Source organism: Spirillospora sp. NPDC052242 (assembly GCF_040679555.1).
In the GTDB taxonomy this organism is placed as follows: domain Bacteria; phylum Actinomycetota; class Actinomycetes; order Streptosporangiales; family Streptosporangiaceae; genus Spirillospora.
Genome location: NZ_JBFAUZ010000005.1, coordinates 162996 through 178303, shown reverse-complemented (window position 1 = coordinate 178303; position 15308 = coordinate 162996). Strand labels below are relative to the sequence as shown.

General features: G+C 73.6%; 12 protein-coding genes. 7 read left to right on the top strand and 5 right to left on the bottom strand.

Translation table 11 applies throughout. The features are described from left to right. Window positions 1-53: 53 nt before the first annotated feature. On the bottom strand, window positions 54-215 hold the full coding sequence (locus AB0L25_RS06200; protein ID WP_500169171.1) for a hypothetical protein: 162 nt from the start codon (window positions 213-215) through the stop codon (window positions 54-56). A gap of 104 nt (window positions 216-319) precedes the next feature. On the opposite strand from AB0L25_RS06200, the gene AB0L25_RS06195 reads away from it, so the two are divergent. The 4 genes from AB0L25_RS06195 to AB0L25_RS06180 all read left to right on the top strand — a co-directional run bounded on the left by AB0L25_RS06195 (window position 320) and on the right by AB0L25_RS06180 (window position 4936). Then, window positions 320-718: a hypothetical protein gene (locus AB0L25_RS06195; protein WP_500169169.1), complete on the top strand. Its 399-nt coding sequence runs from the start codon at window positions 320-322 to the stop codon at window positions 716-718. A gap of 61 nt (window positions 719-779) precedes the next feature. Continuing rightward, window positions 780-2804 carry an MFS transporter gene (locus AB0L25_RS06190; protein WP_500169167.1) on the top strand — a complete coding sequence of 675 codons (2025 nt, stop codon included), beginning with the start codon at window positions 780-782 and terminating at the stop codon, window positions 2802-2804. A gap of 99 nt (window positions 2805-2903) precedes the next feature. Further along, window positions 2904-4037 carry an acetyl-CoA C-acetyltransferase gene (locus tag AB0L25_RS06185; protein WP_500169165.1) on the top strand — a complete coding sequence of 378 codons (1134 nt, stop codon included), beginning with the start codon at window positions 2904-2906 and terminating at the stop codon, window positions 4035-4037. 104 nt (window positions 4038-4141) lie between these two features. Beyond that, window positions 4142-4936 (top strand): enoyl-CoA hydratase/isomerase family protein, encoded by a 795-nt coding sequence (locus AB0L25_RS06180; RefSeq protein ID WP_500169163.1) that lies wholly within the window; start codon window positions 4142-4144, stop codon window positions 4934-4936. On the opposite strand, the gene AB0L25_RS06175 is transcribed toward AB0L25_RS06180, so the two are convergent. After that, on the bottom strand, window positions 4933-5694 hold the full coding sequence (locus AB0L25_RS06175) for an IclR family transcriptional regulator (protein WP_500169161.1): 762 nt from the start codon (window positions 5692-5694) through the stop codon (window positions 4933-4935). The two genes, AB0L25_RS06180 and AB0L25_RS06175, sit on opposite strands and share 4 nt — an antisense overlap. Window positions 5695-5858: 164 nt before the next feature. Between AB0L25_RS06175 and AB0L25_RS06170 the strand changes: the two genes are divergently transcribed. Beyond that, a complete protein-coding gene (locus tag AB0L25_RS06170) occupies window positions 5859-7814 on the top strand; it encodes an acyl-CoA dehydrogenase family protein (RefSeq protein ID WP_500169159.1) in 1956 nt (651 codons plus the stop codon). Window positions 7815-7949: 135 nt separating this feature from the next. Continuing rightward, complete coding sequence (locus AB0L25_RS06165) at window positions 7950-8771, top strand: class I SAM-dependent methyltransferase (RefSeq protein ID WP_500169157.1); 822 nt, start codon at window positions 7950-7952, stop codon at window positions 8769-8771. A 25-nt stretch (window positions 8772-8796) separates the two neighbouring features. Here AB0L25_RS06165 and AB0L25_RS06160 read toward each other — a convergent pair whose 3' ends face one another. From AB0L25_RS06160 to AB0L25_RS06150, 3 genes are all read right to left on the bottom strand, one after another. After that, window positions 8797-11691: a helix-turn-helix transcriptional regulator gene (locus AB0L25_RS06160; protein WP_500169155.1), complete on the bottom strand. Its 2895-nt coding sequence runs from the start codon at window positions 11689-11691 to the stop codon at window positions 8797-8799. Window positions 11692-11734: 43 nt separating this feature from the next. Next, on the bottom strand, window positions 11735-12754 hold the full coding sequence (locus AB0L25_RS06155; protein WP_500169154.1) for a CaiB/BaiF CoA transferase family protein: 1020 nt from the start codon (window positions 12752-12754) through the stop codon (window positions 11735-11737). 133 nt (window positions 12755-12887) lie between these two features. Beyond that, window positions 12888-13526, bottom strand: coding sequence for a GNAT family N-acetyltransferase (locus AB0L25_RS06150; protein ID WP_500169152.1), 639 nt, complete (start codon window positions 13524-13526; stop codon window positions 12888-12890). 134 nt (window positions 13527-13660) lie between these two features. Between AB0L25_RS06150 and AB0L25_RS06145 the strand changes: the two genes are divergently transcribed. Further along, on the top strand, window positions 13661-15304 hold the full coding sequence (locus AB0L25_RS06145) for a serine/threonine-protein kinase (RefSeq protein WP_500169150.1): 1644 nt from the start codon (window positions 13661-13663) through the stop codon (window positions 15302-15304). The last annotated feature ends 4 nt before the right edge of the window (window positions 15305-15308 follow it).

Sequence of the window (15308 nt, the reverse complement as noted above, 5' to 3'; positions counted from 1 at the left end):
CCGGTCGGTAAGTTCGGACGCCGGGGAAATAATCTGCGCGGGGCCGCCGCGCGTCAGTCCGGGAGCTGGCTCCCGTACAGGGTGAGCGCCACCAGGACGAACACGGTGATCACGGCGATCCGGGTGGGCATGGGCAGGCGCATTTTCACCGCCGCCCAGCGGATCGCGAACGAGACGAGCAGGGCCGTCACGATGAGGGCGATGATGCCGGTCATGGTCACCTTCCACCGGGGGAGTGCCGCCTCCTAGAACGATAGACGTGTAAGCGGCGGGTTACCCGCGGGTCGGCGTGCGGGGGCGGCCCGCTACCCTCGCGGTTGTGGCAGATGTGAATGAAGTGGACGAGCGGGACAAGGTCGACGAGCTGATGGTGCAGCTGGCGCGGGGGCGGGTGGCGCTGGGCGTCGCCGCGTTCGCCGCTCCGGCGCTGACCGTCCGGGCGATGGGGATGGGGCGGGGCGCGGACGGCGGCCGCGACTTCGTCACCCGGATGTTCGCCGCCCGGGAGATCGCGCTCGGGGCCGGTTACCTGCTGAGCGGGGAGGAGGGCCGGAAGCTGTGGGCGCGCCTCGGGTTCGGCGTGGACTCCCTCGACGTGGTGACGGGGCTGCGGGGCCGCAAGCGCGTGCCGCTGTGGGCGGCCGCGGGCGCGCTGGCGGTGTCCGGGAGCGCGGCGGCGATCGGGGCGGCGAAGGTCGCGAGGGACGTGCTGCGGTGACGTGATCTCGCCGGGCTCGTGGGTAGGCCCCTGACGTCACGGACGGGCAGGGGGCGCGGGCATGACGGCGACGGCGGCGCGGGACGAACGGGCCATGCCGGCGGGCAGGGAGCTGTACGCCGTTCTGGGCGCGCTCATGCTGGCGCTGCTGCTGGCGGCCCTCGACCAGACGATCGTGTCGACCGCGCTGCCGACGATCGTCAGCGACCTCGGCGGGCTGAACCACCTGTCGTGGGTCGTGACGGCGTACCTGCTGGCGGCGACGGCGTCCACGCCGCTGTGGGGCAAGCTCGGCGACCAGTACGGCCGCAAGCGGCTGTTCCAGACGTCGATCGTCATCTTCCTGATCGGCTCGGCGCTGTGCGGGATCGCGCAGGGGATGACCGAGCTGATCCTGTTCCGGGCGTTGCAGGGGCTCGGCGGCGGCGGGCTGATGGTGCTGGCCATCGCGATCGTCGGGGAGGTCGTGCCGCCCCGCGAGCGGGGCCGGTACCAGGGGCTGTTCGGCGCGGTGTTCGGCGTGTCGAGCGTGTGCGGGCCGCTGCTCGGCGGCTGGTTCGTCGACAACCTGTCGTGGCGGTGGGTGTTCTACATCAACCTGCCGATCGGCGTGGTGGCGCTCGCGGTGATCGCGGCGGTGCTGCACGCGCGCGGCGAGCGGGAGCGGCACCGGATCGACTACCTGGGGACGCTGCTGATCGTCGGCTGGGCGGTCGGCCTGGTGCTGGTGACGACCTGGGGCGGGACGAGCTACGACTGGGTCTCCCCGCAGATCATCGGGCTCGCCGGGGCGTCGGTGGTGCTGATCGCGGTCTGGGTGCTGGTGGAGCGGCGCGCGGCGGAGCCGATCATGCCGCCGAAGCTCATGGCGCAGCCGGTGTTCGCGATCGGGTCGGCGGTCGGGTTCGTGGTCGGGTTCGCGATGTTCGGCGCGCTGACGTTCCTGCCGATCTTCCTGCAGGTCGTGCACGGCGTGTCGCCGACGCTGTCGGGCGTCCATCTGCTGCCGATGATGCTCGGGATGCTGCTGACCTCGATCGGGTCCGGCCAGATCGTCAGCCGGACCGGCCGGTACAAGATCTTCCCGGTGATCGGCACGCCGATCATCGCGGTCGCGCTGTACCTGCTGTCGCAGATGGACGAGACGTCCTCGACGCTCGCGATGAGCCTGCGGTTCGCGCTGCTGGGGCTGGGGCTCGGGATGGTCCTGCAGATCCTCGTGATCGCCGTGCAGAACGCCGTCCCGTACGAGGACCTGGGCGCGGCGACGTCAGGGGTGACGTTCTTCCGGCAGATCGGCGGCTCGTTCGGCGTCGCCGTGTTCGGCGCGGTGTTCAGCAACACCCTCGCGGGCAACATCGACGTGATCGCCCGGGACCTGCCGCCGGGCTTCGACCCGGGGGCGGTCGAGGGGGACCCGACGCTGCTCGACCGGTTCCCGCCGCAGGTCAGGAACGAGGTGCTGCACGCGTACGCCGACTCCATCGACACCGTGTTCTTCTGGGCCGTCCCGGTGGCCGCCGTGGGGTTCCTGCTGGCGCTGTTCCTGCGGGAGTCGCCGCTGCGCGAGACGTCCCGGACGCCCGACTACGGCGAGGGGTTCGGCGCGGCGCCGACCGTCCGGTCGTCCCGGCACGAGATGGAGCGGTGCCTGAGCGAGCTGATGCGCCGCGACCCGCGCGCCCGCGAGCTGTACGTGAAGCTGGGCGCGCTCGCCGGGGTGGACCTCCCGGCGGGCAGCATGTGGGCGCTGTGCCGGATCGCCAAGGACGGGACGGTCCGCGGCGAGGACCTCGCGGACCGTGCGGGCGTGTCGGTCGAGACCGGGCGCCCGTTCATCGACCGTCTCGTCGACGACGGCCTCGTGGAGCGCCGGGACGGCGCGCTGGTGATCACGCACGCGGGGCGGGGGGTGGCGGAGCGGCTGTTCGCCGCGCGCCGCGAGGGGCTGTCCGCGCACGTGCACGGCTGGTCGCCGGAGGACCATCCCGAACTCGCGGACGTCCTGACCCGCCTCGCCCGCGCGTCGCTCGGCGACGACGCGGACGGCGGGACGATGCGCGGCGCGACCGCCGCCGCCGGGTAACCCCCGTCACATGCCGTTGCGCCATCGGCCCTGTAATCTCATACTGACTGACCGAATCACACTCGGTTTCGGGACGGAACCCAGACAGTTGGAGGCGTAGTGGCCGAGGCGTACATCGTCGGCGCGGTCCGTACCCCCGTCGGCACCAAGAAGGGCGCCCTGAAGGACGTGCACCCCGCCGACCTCGGGGCCCACGTGCTCAAGGAGCTCGTCGACCGCACCGGGGCCGACCCGTCCGCGGTGGAAGACGTGATCATGGGCTGCGTCATGCAGGTCGGCCCGCAGGCGCTCGACATCGCGCGCACCGCGTGGCTGTCGGCGGGCCTGCCGGAGAGCGTGCCCGGCGTGACGATCGACCGGCAGTGCGGGTCCTCGCAGCAGGCGATCCACTTCGCCGCCCAGGGCGTCATGTCCGGCACCCAGGACCTGGTCGTCGCCGCCGGCGTCGAGCAGATGGCGAAGGTCCCGATGGGCTCCAGCATCGTCAAGGGGATGGACTTCCCCTACGGCGAGGGCTGGGCCGAGCGGTACGGCATGCAAGAGATCTCCCAGTTCCGCGGCGCCGAGCTGATGGCCGAGAAGTGGGACTTCAGCCGCGAGGACCTGGAGAAGTTCTCCCTGGAGAGCCACCAGCGCGCCGCCAAGGCGATCGAGGCCGGCTACTTCGACCGGGAGATCGCCCCCATCGCGGGCCTCACCAAGGACGAGGGCGCCCGTCCCGACACCACCCTCGAGAAGATGGCGGAGCTGAAGCTGCTGCGGGAGGGCGGCCGCATCACCGCCGCCGTCGCGTCGCAGATCTCCATCGGCTCGTCCGCCGTCATGATCGCGTCGGAGGAGGCCGTCAAGCGGCACAACCTGACCCCGCGCGCCCGCATCCACACCCTCGCCGTCACCGGCTCGGACCCGGTCTACATGCTGACCGGCCCGATCCCGGCGACCGAGAAGGCCCTCGACCGCGCCGGCCTCAAGATCGACGACATCGACGTCTTCGAGGTCAACGAGGCGTTCGCCCCGGTCCCGATGGCGTGGGCCCACGACACCGGCGCGTCCCTGGAGAAGACCAACCCCAACGGCGGCGCCATCGCGCTCGGCCACCCGCTGGGCGCCACCGGCGGCGTCCTGATGACCAAGCTCCTGCACGAGCTGGAGCGCACCGGCGGCCGCTACGGCCTGCAGACGATGTGCGAGGGCGGCGGCCAGGCCAACGCCACCATCATCGAGCGCCTCTGACGGAAAGCCGTTTCGCGAGCGGCCTCGGCCCGAGCCTGCCGGCTCGGCCCGAGGCCGCCCGTGGTGTCGGGGCGTCGTGTTCGTGTGCGGACGGTGAGGCGTAGATGGACGAGACGGTGCTGTACACGGTCGGCGAGCGGGTCGCGCGGATCACGCTGAACCGGCCGGACGCGCGGAACGCGCTCAGCGACCGGATGATCGACGAGCTGCTCGACGCGTTCGAGCGGGCGAAGAACGACGACGACGTGCGCGTGATCGTCCTGACGGGCGCGGGCGACCGGGCGTTCTGCGCGGGCGCGGACCTCGGCGGGCTCGGTGCGCGGCAGGCGGACGGACGGTCGGTGGCCGATTCCGCAGCGATCCGGGAGAGCGCGCCGTTCCGGCTGTTCACGGCGTTCCCGAAGCTCGGCAAGCCGATCATCGCGCGGCTGGCGGGGCACGCGGTGGCGGGCGGGCTCGGGCTCGCGGCGGCGTGCGACCTGGTGATCGCGGCGGACGACGTGAAGCTGGCGACGCCCGAGGTGAACGTGGGCCTCTGGCCGATGATGATCATGGCGATCATCAACCGGAACGTCGTCCCCAAGCAGGCGTTCAAGCTGTACTACACGGGCGCCCGCATCACCGCGGCGGAGGGCCGGGAGATCGGCCTGGTCACCGAGGTGGTGCCGCGGGACGGGCTGGACGCGCGGGTGGACGAGCTGGCGCGGACGATCGCGGCGAAGAGCCCGCTCGGGCTGCGCCGGGGCCGCGACGCGTTCTTCGCGATCGAGGGGCGCCCGCTGGAGGACCAGGTGGAGCACCTGCTGGGCGAGCTGGTGCGGCTCGCGGGCAGCGAGGACGCCCGGGAGGGCATCGCGGCGTTCCTGGAGAACCGCGCCCCCGACTTCCACGGCCACTAGGGCACGGGCAGGGTGATCGTCCGCTGCAGGCGGGCGGCGGTCGCCTTCATCCGGTCGGCGGCGCGCTCGATCTTGGGCAGCTTCGCGGGGCGGCAGGACAGCGCGAGGGCCGCGCGGACGGTGCCGGTCGCGTCGGTGACCGGGACGGCGGCGCAGCCGGTGCCGAGCGCGTACTCCTCGCGGTCGATGGACAGGCCGGTGGACGAGCGCAGCGTGCGGAGCAGCCGGTGCGGCTCGGTGATCGTGTGCGGGGTGAGGTCGGCGAGCCGGTGCCGGGCGAGGTAGTCGCGGCGGCGCTCCTCGTCGAGCTGGGCGATCAGGCACTTGCCGAGCGCGGTGGCGTGCGGGGCCTCGTCGAAGCCCACCCAGACGTCGACGCGGGGCGTGCGGGGGCCGTCGACGATGTCGATGAGCCGGATCTCGCCGTCGACGTGCATGGCGAAGTACGCCGCGGCGCCGAGCTCGTCCCGGAGCGCGACTAGGGCGGGGCGGACGCGGGCGAGGAGCTGCTGCGCGCGGCTCTTGCCGTGCAGGCTGGAGACGCGCTCGCCGAGCACCCAGACGCCGTCCGACAGCCGGGTGGCGTAGCCCTCGTGCGCGAGGGTGCGCAGCAGGTGGTAGGTGGTGGCGAGGGGCAGACCGGCCTCGCGGGCGAGCTGCTTGGCGGGCGCCCCGCTGGGGTGCGACGACACCGCCTCCATCAGATGCAGAGCACGCTGCACCGAGGCGATGAGTGTGGGTCTGCGTGTCTCGTCCATCACGCAAAGCGAACCCTGCCCGCCGAAGCCGGTCAAGGGCTTTGCCGAGACCCGTCAAGGAAGATCGCGCGACATGTGCGGCGACCTGCGGAGAGAGTACTCCGGGCGGATCCGGGGAGTGACCTTCCAAGGGGACGGACGGACGGTCAGGGCGAGGAGCCGGCATGAGTCAGCCGATGCGCACGGAAGAGCACGTCGACGAGCGGACCGCGCGGAGGGTGGCGGAGGAGGCGCGGGAGGCCGAGTGGCGGCTGCCGAGCTTCGGCAAGCAGCTGTTCCTCGGCGACTTCCGGCTCGACCTGGTGCACCCGCACCCGCGTCCCGGCGCGGACGACCGGGCGCGGGGCGACGCGTTCCTGGCGAAGCTCACGGAGTTCTGCGCGAACGAGGTCGACCCGGCGCGGATCGAGCGGGACGCCCGCATCCCGGACGAGACGCTGCGGGGCCTGCGCGACCTCGGGGCGTTCGGCATGAAGGTCCCCGAGCGGTACGGCGGGCTCGGGCTCGGCCAGTTCCACTACGGGCGCGCGCTGATGGTCGCGGGGTCGGTGAGCCCGGCGATCGGGGCGCTGCTGTCGGCGCACCAGTCGATCGGCGTCCCGCAGCCGGTGAAGATGTTCGGGACGGACGAGCAGAAGGAGACGTGGCTGCCGCGCTGCGCGACGCAGATCACCGCGTTCCTGCTGACCGAGCCCGACGTCGGCTCGGACCCGGCGCGGCTGCGGGCGACGGCCGTCCCGGACGGGGACGACTACGTCCTCAACGGCGTGAAGCTGTGGACGACGAACGGCGTCGTGGCGGACCTCGTGGTGGTGATGGCGCGGGTCCCGAAGTCGGACGGCCACCGGGGCGGGATCTCCGCGTTCGTCGTCGACATGGACACCCCCGGCATCACGGTCGAGAACCGGAACGCGTTCATGGGGCTGCGCGGCATCGAGAACGGCGTGACGCGGTTCCACGACGTGCGCGTCCCGAAGGCGAACATGATCGGGAAGGAGGGCGCCGGGCTGAAGATCGCGCTGGCGACCCTCAACACCGGACGGCTGTCGCTGCCGGCGATGTGCGCGGCGAGCGGCAAGTGGGCGGCGAAGATCGCCCGGGAGTGGTCGGCGGAGCGGGTGCAGTGGGGCCGTCCGGTCGGGCGGCACGAGGCGGTCGCCCGCAAGGTGGCGTTCATCGCCGCGACGGCGTACGCGATGGAGGCCGTGCACGACCTGTCGGCCCGGCTGGCGGACGACGAGCGCAACGACATCCGGATCGAGGCGGCGCTCGCGAAGCTGTGGTCGTCGGAGATGGCGTGCCGCGTGGCGGACGAGCTGGTGCAGGTGCGCGGCGGCCGCGGCTACGAGACGGCCGAGTCGCTCGCGGCGCGCGGCGAGCGCGGCGTCCCGGCCGAGCAGATGCTTCGCGACCTGCGCATCAACCGGATCTTCGAGGGGTCCAGCGAGATCATGCACCTGCTGATCGCGCGGGAGGCGGTGGACGCGCACCTGTCGGTGGCGGGCGACATCATCGATCCCGACGCGTCCGCGGCGGACAAGGCGCGGGCGGCCGCGCGGGCCGGCGGGTTCTACGCGCGCTGGCTGCCGACGCTCGTCACGGGCCCGGGGCGGCGGCCCGGTTCGTACGCGGAGTTCGGCCCGCTCGCGCAGCACCTGCGGTACGTGGAGCGCGCGTCCCGCAAGCTGGCCCGGTCGATCTTCTACGCGGCGGGCCGGTGGCAGGGCCGCCTCGAACAGAAGCAGGGCTTCCTCGGGCGGATGGTCGACATCGGCGCCGAACTGTACGCGATGAGCGCCGTCTGTGTGCGCGCGCACGCCGACGCGTCCGGCAAGGGTCCGCTGCAGGACGGCGGGCCGGGCGGCGGGCGGGGCCCGGGCAAGTCGGCGCTGCTGCTCGCGGACGCCTTCTGCAAGCAGTCCCGGGTGCGGGTGGAGGAGCTGTTCGACGGCCTGTGGCGCAACACGGACGAACTGGACGTGCGGCTCGCGCGCGCCGTGCTCGACGGCGCGTTCACGTGGGTCGAGGAAGGCGTGCTCGACCCGTCCATCCCCGGCCCCTGGATCGCCCCGTCCGAGCCGGGCCCCAGCGGCGCGGAGTCCGTCCACCGCCACGTCTAGGACGCGCGGCCACGCGTAGTGTCGATACACTGACCGGAATTCGCGCCCGAGATCAGGCCCTCCCGTTGCGGAGCGGGCCGCAGGATCCGGCGAAACGACAGCCGTTACGGCGAACGCACCCAGCGAGCGGGAAGTATGCAGCAACCTGGTCAGAAGAAGTCCATTGCCGGAACCCTCCTCAACCTGATCGGCAGCGGCCCGAAGCGGTCGCCCGCCGCGCCGCCGCCGTCGCGGGACGGCGACGTCGTCCAGCCCGCCGCCGGCGAGGGCGCGCTGGAGAACCACCTCGGCGGGGACGAGGCCCGCAACTACCGCAAGTACGAGTACGACACCGTCGCGCCGCACGTGGGCCGCTCCATGCTGGAGGTCGGGTCCGGGCTCGGGCACTTCTCCGAGCAGTTCGCGGGCCGGCTCGACTACCTCGTCGTCAGCGACAACGACCCCTACTGCGTCGGTGAGCTGCGCAAGCGCTACGAGGGCAACGACGACGTCGAGGTCATCGACCTGGCGCTGCCGGCCGACATCGACATCCGGCAGAAGGTCGACACCGTCGTGATGATGAACGTCCTGGAGCACATCAAGGACGACGTCCAGGCGCTGCGCGACCTCGCCGCCGTGACCCTGCCCGGCGGCCGGATCGTCATCTGGGTGCCCGGGTACATGCAGCTCTACGGCGACTTCGACCGCAAGGTCGGGCACGTCACCCGGTACACCCCGGCGACGCTGGAGAAGTCGGTGCGCGAGGCGGGGCTGGTCCCCGAGGTCCTCAAGCCGATCAACTTCCTCGGCGGCATCGCCTGGTGGTTCGCGGTGCGGCGCGGCGGCGCCGGCTACCCGGACCCCAAGCTGGTGAAGATCTACGACCGGACGGTCGTGCCGTTCACCCGCACGATCGAGCGGTTCGTCAAGCCGCCGTTCGGGCAGACGGTGCTCTGCGTGGCGCGCGTCCCCGAGTAGCCGTCCCGCGCGGCCGTCCGAGCCGTCACCGCGCCGCGCCGGCCTCCCGGAACAGGGAGAGCCGGTGCGCGGTGGCGGCGGCCTCGCCGCGGCTGGCGACGCCGAGCTTGCCGAGGATGTTCGAGACGTGCACGCTGGCCGTCTTCGCGGAGATGAACAGCGCCTCGGCGATGTCGCGGTTGCTGCGTCCCTCGGCGACGAGCCGCAGCACCTCGAACTCGCGGGGCGTCAGCCCGAGCGGCGCCGTCCCGGTGCGCTGCGGGCCGCGGGTGCGGCGCAGCAGGTCGGCGACGTGCTCGGCGAGGGGTTCGGCGCGCAGGTCGCCGGCGAGGCCCGCGGCCGTGTCCAGCCGGACGGACGCCGCGTCGTGGTCGCCCGCGGCCAGTGCGGCCTCGGCCGCCCGCACCAGCGCGGTCGCGTGCGCGAACGGGGCGCCGATCCGCTCCCAGGCGGCGGCGGCGCCGTCCCACGCGGCCAGGTCGAGGACGCCGCGGGCGCGGGCGAGTTCGGCGTCGAACGTCAGCCGGTGCGCCTCCTGCAGGCGGCCGAGGCGCGGCAGCCGCGCCGCGCGCTCCGCGATGCGTTCGAGGTCGCCGTCGGCGGCCGGGCCGATCTCGGCGCAGGCGGTGGCGCCCAGCACCAGCACCGGCCACGCGTACCGCGCGTCGTCGGGCAGGCCCGGCCGCGCCACGACCCCGAGGACGGCGTCCAGCGCGGCGGCCGGGTCGCCGTCGGTCAGCGCGAGCCGCGCCCGGAGCCGCTGGGTGGAGAAGTAGTCCTGCGTCTTCAGCCATGTCTTCTGCATGCTCGTGCCCTGGGCGGCGCGTGCCAGCCGCTCCCGCGCCGTCTCCGGCTCGCCCCGGAACAGGGCGATCTCGCCCGACATGACGAGCAGCGACGTGCGGGTCGTGACGGACGGCTCCTGCGCCATCGCCTGCTCGATCACGGCGAGCGCCTCGTCCCACCGGCCCATCGAGACGAGCGGTTCCGCCTCGTTGATGCACAGGAACGTCCCGTCGGTGCGGGCGAGCCCGAACCGGCTGGCGGTCTCCTTGCCGAGCCGCGCGACCTCCGCGGCCTCCGCGTGCAGCCCGGCGCCCTCGAGGAAGTGCGACCGGATGACCGCGTGCCGCATCAGCGCGCCGTGGTCGCCGCTGCGGGACGCGACCTCGGCGATCTCGTCGAGCAGCGCGCCGTCGGTGTAGTCGATGTCGGTGCAGAACAGCGTGCACAGCGCGTGCGACTCGGCGACAGGGTCGCCCAGCTCCCGCGCGATCGTGTACGCCTCCGTCGCCGCGGCCCGCGACTCGTCGATGTTCGTCGTGAAGCGGTTGTAGGTCGCGAGCGTGGACAGGACGCGGGCGCGCAGCACGGTGCGCCGGTCGGCCGGCAGTGTCTCGGCGGCCTCCCGGATGTCCTCGATGAACCCGGTGCGGGCCATCTGGTACCGCATCCGCCCCCGCAGCGCGAGCAGTTCCGCCCGCCGCTCCCGGAGGTCCGGGTCGTCGCCGCCGTCGCCGATCTCGCGCAGCGCCGCGGACGCCAGCTTGATGCCGCGCTCGTACTCGCCCGCCAGGTCGGCGGTCCGCGCGGCCTTCTCCAGGACTTGCACCAGGTCGGCGCCGATGCGTTCGGACGCGTCCGGGACCAGCTCCCACAGCTCCATCACGCGCGACAGCATCGCCAGGCACTCCGCGTACGCGAGGGCCTTGCGCGCGTACCCGGCCGCCCGCCACGACGCGACGAGCGCCCAGACGGCGTTGTGCGCGGCCTTCCAGTGGTGGCTCAGCTCCACCCACAGCCGCCCGTCCGGCACCAGCGCCGGATCGTTCTCCAGCGCCTCCGCGTACCGGGTGTGCAGCCGCGTGTGCTCGCCGGGCAGCAGGTCGTCGTGGACGGCCTCGCGGATCAGCGCGTGCCGGAACGCGTAGCCGTCCCCGTCGACGACGAGGACGTTCGCCGCGACCGCCGGGCGCAGCGTGCGGGTCAGCGCGGCGTCGTCCAGCCCGGACACCGCCGCGAGCAGCGCGTGCTCGATGCGGGTGCCGCCGCCGCTGGCGTCCCGCAGCACCTCCTGCGTCTCCTCCGGCAGCCGCTGCACCCCCGCCAGCAGCAGGTCGCGCAGCGACTCGGGCAGCTCGGACGCCAGCGTGCCGTCGTCGTCGAGCAGCGCCTCGATGAACAGCGGGTTGCCCTCGCTGCGCTCGACGATCCGCTCCACAAGCCCCGCCGGCGGCTCGTCGCCCAGCAGCGCCGTGACCAGCGCGGCCGTCTCCGCGCGGGTCAGCCGCGCGGGGTCCAGCCGGCGCACCCGCTCGGCCCGCTCCAGCCCCGCGAGCAGCGTCCGCAGCGGGTGCCCCCGGTGCAGCTCGTCCGTCCGGTACGTCACCACGATGAGGACGGGCGCGGTGCCGAGGTTGCGGGTCAGGAAGGCCAGCAGGTCGCGGGTGGAACGGTCCGCCCAGTGGGCGTCCTCGATGACGAGCACGACCGGGGCCCGCTCGGCGAGCCGCTCCAGCAGCGTCAGCACCAGCTCGAACAGCCGGGCCCGCTCCTCGCCGGACGCCTCGTCCCGCTCGGGCTCGCCGAACTCGGGCAGCAGCCGGGCCAGCGCGCCGGTGTCGCCGCGCGGGACCAGCCCCGCGATCCCGTCGATGCCGATGTCGCGCACCAGCCCCCGCAGCACGGTGGTGAACGGCGCGAACGGCAGGCCGTCCGAACCCAGCTCCAGGCACCCGCCGACCAGGACCCGCGCCCGGTCGCCCACGCATCCGGCGAACTCCCGGATCAGCCGCGTCTTGCCGAGGCCCGCCTCCCCGCCGACGAGCACCGCCCCGGGCGCCGTGGCGAGCGCGTCCTCCAGCCGCCGCAGCTCGTCCGAACGCCCGACCAGGATCGGGCTCATCGCGCGCGTGCTCACGCGTCCCAGCATGCCAAACGGATCGGACGAAACCGCACGAATTTCACTCCGTGAGACGCCAGCCCTCGCCGCGGTGCTCGTCCAGTTCCGGGACCTTCCCCCGCGGCGGGCCCGGGTGGTTCGCCGTCCGCACCGGCCCGTCCCCGATCCCGCGGGCCCGGAAGTGCTCGTGCGCGAGCATCTCGGCCCGGGTGAGGACGGGCGCGACCGGCGCGCCCTCCGCCGACAGCCGCGCCACCGCCTCGTCCCGCGACAGCCCCGCGACCGCGTCCGCGACCGCCCCGTCGAGTTCCTCCAGCCGCTCGAACCGCCGCAGGAACGGGACGTCCGCGTGCCGTTCGAGCCCGAGGGCCCGGCACGTCGCGGCCCACAGCCGATCCTCCGAGACGACCCCGAGCGTGATCGTCCGCCCGTCCTTCGTGGGGTAGACGCCGTATCCCGGGACGGGCGCGTCGGCGCCCGACATGTCGGGCGACGTCTCGACCCAGTCGGCGAGCACGTCGGCCATCCCGAGGTCGATCCGCTCGCCGACGCCGGTCTCCCGCGCCTTCAGCACGGCGGCGGTGATCGCGAACGCGGCCATCGTCGCGGCGGCCATGTCCGCGACGGCCAGTTCGGCGCCCGCCGACGTCGCGTCCTGCGCGAGCGCCCCCGCGTAGGCGCGGTAGTTGACGTCGTGCCCCGGCACGTCGGCCAGCGGGCCCTGCGCGCCGTACCCGGAGACGGAGCAGTACACGAGCGCGGGCGCGGCCTCCCGCAGCCGCGCGTACCCGACGCCGAGCCGGTCGGCGACGCCCGGCCGGAACCCCTCGACGAACACCTCGGCGTCCCGCGCGAGCTCCAGGCACCGCGCCAGCCCGTCCGCGCTCTTCAGGTCGAGCTCGACGCTCCGCTTGTGCCGGTTCAGGACGTCGAAGTGGTCGCGGAACGCGCGCATCGGCTCGCCGCCCGGGGGCTCGACCTTGACGACGTCCGCGCCGAGCCGTCCGAGGAGCTGCGTCGCGTACGGCCCCGGCCGCCACATCGTCAGATCCAGCACCCGCAACCCGTCCAGCAGCCCCATGTCCCGCAGCATACGCAAGCGGACGCTTGTTCGGTATCGGCGGCCCGGCCGGGCGCCGAAACGGCTGCGAACGAGCCGGGGCCGGGCTGCACCGCGCCCCGGCGCCCGGGGCCGTCCTGACCGGCGCGGACGCTCAGGCGTCCAGGCGCATGCCGAGGATCTTGCTCTCGGGCCCGTCGTCGAGCACGCGGAAGCCCAGGTGGCGGTAGAACCCCAGCGCGTTCGCGTTGCGGGCGGCGACGCCGAGGTGGACGCCGGGCACGCCCCCCGCGCGCAGCGCGTCCATGGCGGTGGCCCAGAGGCGCCGCCCGTTGCCGCCGCCCTGCGCCTCGGGCAGCAGGTCCACGTGGAAGTGGGCGGGGTACCGGCCGGTGATGCCCGCCGGGGTGCGGGGCGGGTCGTCGATGAGGGCGTGCAGCCGGGCGTCCAGGGTCCCGGACCGGACGGGCCGTTCCGCGCGGCGCGCGCGCAGGCGCGGCCACCAGGCGTCCTCGAGTTCGCGCTCGAAGGACGCGGTGTCCGCGACGGCGAGGAAGTAGCCGACGGGCGGCGACGCACCGTCGCCGTCGGCGGGCGCGAGGACCCAGGCGAGGTCGGGCGCGTGGGCCAGGTAGGGCCCGGCGTAGACGTCGCCCAGCAGCCGGGGATCGTCGAACAGGCCGCTCGCGTCCTGCCCGAAGGCCCCGGTGCGCAGGCAGATCTCGTAGATCCGGTCGATCTCCCCGGGGTCGTCCGCGCGGGCCGGACGCACGGAGAGCGGACGGACGGTCATCGTGAGCCTCCCGGAGAGCGGACGGTGGACTCCAAAACCTAGCGCAGTTCGGGTTTCGCTCGGAGGAACGAACATGTCTGCCAGATCCGCCGAACCCCTTCTCGCGCCCGCCCGCCGACATTAGGTTCTTGGTCGTGAGCTGGGATGGCGAGGGTGTGCTGGCGGGCCGGTACCGGAGGCTGGACCGCATCGGGCGGGGCGGGATGGGGTCGGTGTGGCGCGCCCACGACGCCGACCTCGACCGGGAGGTCGCGGTCAAGGAGCTGCGGGTGCCCGAGCAGGTCGGCGAGCAGGAGCGGGCCGTCTGGTACGCGCGGATGGAGCGGGAGGCGCGGGCCGCCGCGCGGCTGCGGCACCCGGGCATCGTCACCGTCTACGACCGGGTGCGGGGCGACGACGGCCGCCCGTGGATCGTCATGGAGCTGGTGCGGGGCCGGTCGCTGGACCGGGTGCTGGCCGAGGACGGGGCGCTGCCCGCGCGGCGGGTCGCCCGGATCGGGCTGGCGATGCTGGACGCGCTGACGGCGGCCCACGCGAAGGGCGTCGTCCACCGCGACGTGAAACCGGCCAACGTGCTGCTGGAGGGCGAGCGCGTCCTGCTCACCGACTTCGGCATCGCGGCGGTCGAGGGCGACGCCACCCTCACCCGCACGGGCGCGGTGCTGGGCACGCCCGCGTACATGTCCCCGGAGCAGGTCGAGGGCCGTCCCGTCACCCCGGCCTCGGACCTGTGGTCGCTCGGCGCCACCCTGTACGCGGCGGTCGAGGGCCGCCCGCCGTTCGCCGCGCCCACCCACGGCGCCCTGTTCGTCGCCATCGCCACCAGGGACCCAGAGCCGCCCAGCTGCGGCGGCCCCCTCTCCGAGGCCCTGACCGGACTCCTGCACAAGGACCCCGCGGACCGTCCGTCCCCGGACCGCATCCGAGCCCTCCTCACCGCCGCCACCGGCACCATCGCGCCCCCGCCCAACGCCGAGCCCGGCGGCGGCCCTGAGCCGACCCGGCGGATGACCCAGCCCGGTGCCGCGTCCCTGTCCGGTGGCGCGTCCGATGGTGCGGGCGGGGCAGGAGGGAGGACGAGGGCGGACGCCGGGGATGCCGATCCGGGGCCTCGCACCGATCCGGCGCCCGCTTTGGGTGGACGTACGTCGGCGCCGGCGGTCGACGGCCACCGCTACAAGCCCCTCGTGCGCGCTGCTCTCGCATGCACATGGATCACCGTCGCCGTCACGCTGTACTTCTCGTGGTCGGCGAGCATGTTCGTGCTACATGCCGTCCCGCAATGGCTTCCGGTCGCCATGGCGTTGGCGCTCATCCTCTCGATCGGCCCGTGGGCTTCGGCGCACCGGACCGCGGCTCTGGCGGCCGTGGCCGCGATCAACGGTGGGCTCACGTGGGGCGTCCTGACGTCGGAGGACCCGACCTGGGGTGACGGCCTGGTGGTGGTCACCAACGTGGTGGCCATCACCTGGGTGGGAGGCGCAGTGGCCCTGATGTTCGCGTTCGCTGCGGTCAGTCCGCGCCTCGTCGCCCGGATTTCCTCCAACGGATCGCGGCGGGGCGTCGTCGGACCGGTCGTCGTCGCGGAAGCCTTCGTCGCGACGGCGTGGCCGTGGGCCTTCTGCAAGGCTTCGGGCACGTACATGCTGCTGCCCACCGACGTCAAGGGCGTCGTTCTCCTCCTCGGTGCCCTCGCGTGCGTGTTCGCGGCTCGGATCGTGTTCCATCTCGTCAGCGCGGGAAGGAGAGCGGGTGACCCGGCGCCCCAGCAGCCATGAACCC

Bases quoted from the DNA above. Each gene is read 5' to 3' on its own strand.
- AB0L25_RS06200 (WP_500169171.1), bottom strand. From the start codon at position 215: ATGACCGGCATCATCGCCCTCATCGTGACGGCCCTGCTCGTCTCGTTC.
- AB0L25_RS06155 (WP_500169154.1), bottom strand. From the start codon at position 12,754: ATGGGGCTGCTGGACGGGTTGCGGGTGCTGGATCTGACGATGTGGCGG.
- AB0L25_RS06170 (WP_500169159.1), top strand. From the start codon at position 5,859: ATGAGTCAGCCGATGCGCACGGAAGAGCACGTCGACGAGCGGACCGCG.
- AB0L25_RS06180 (WP_500169163.1), top strand. From the start codon at position 4,142: ATGGACGAGACGGTGCTGTACACGGTCGGCGAGCGGGTCGCGCGGATC.
- AB0L25_RS06165 (WP_500169157.1), top strand. From the start codon at position 7,950: ATGCAGCAACCTGGTCAGAAGAAGTCCATTGCCGGAACCCTCCTCAAC.
- AB0L25_RS06150 (WP_500169152.1), bottom strand. From the start codon at position 13,526: ATGACCGTCCGTCCGCTCTCCGTGCGTCCGGCCCGCGCGGACGACCCC.
- AB0L25_RS06175 (WP_500169161.1), bottom strand. From the start codon at position 5,694: ATGGACGAGACACGCAGACCCACACTCATCGCCTCGGTGCAGCGTGCT.
- AB0L25_RS06190 (WP_500169167.1), top strand. From the start codon at position 780: ATGACGGCGACGGCGGCGCGGGACGAACGGGCCATGCCGGCGGGCAGG.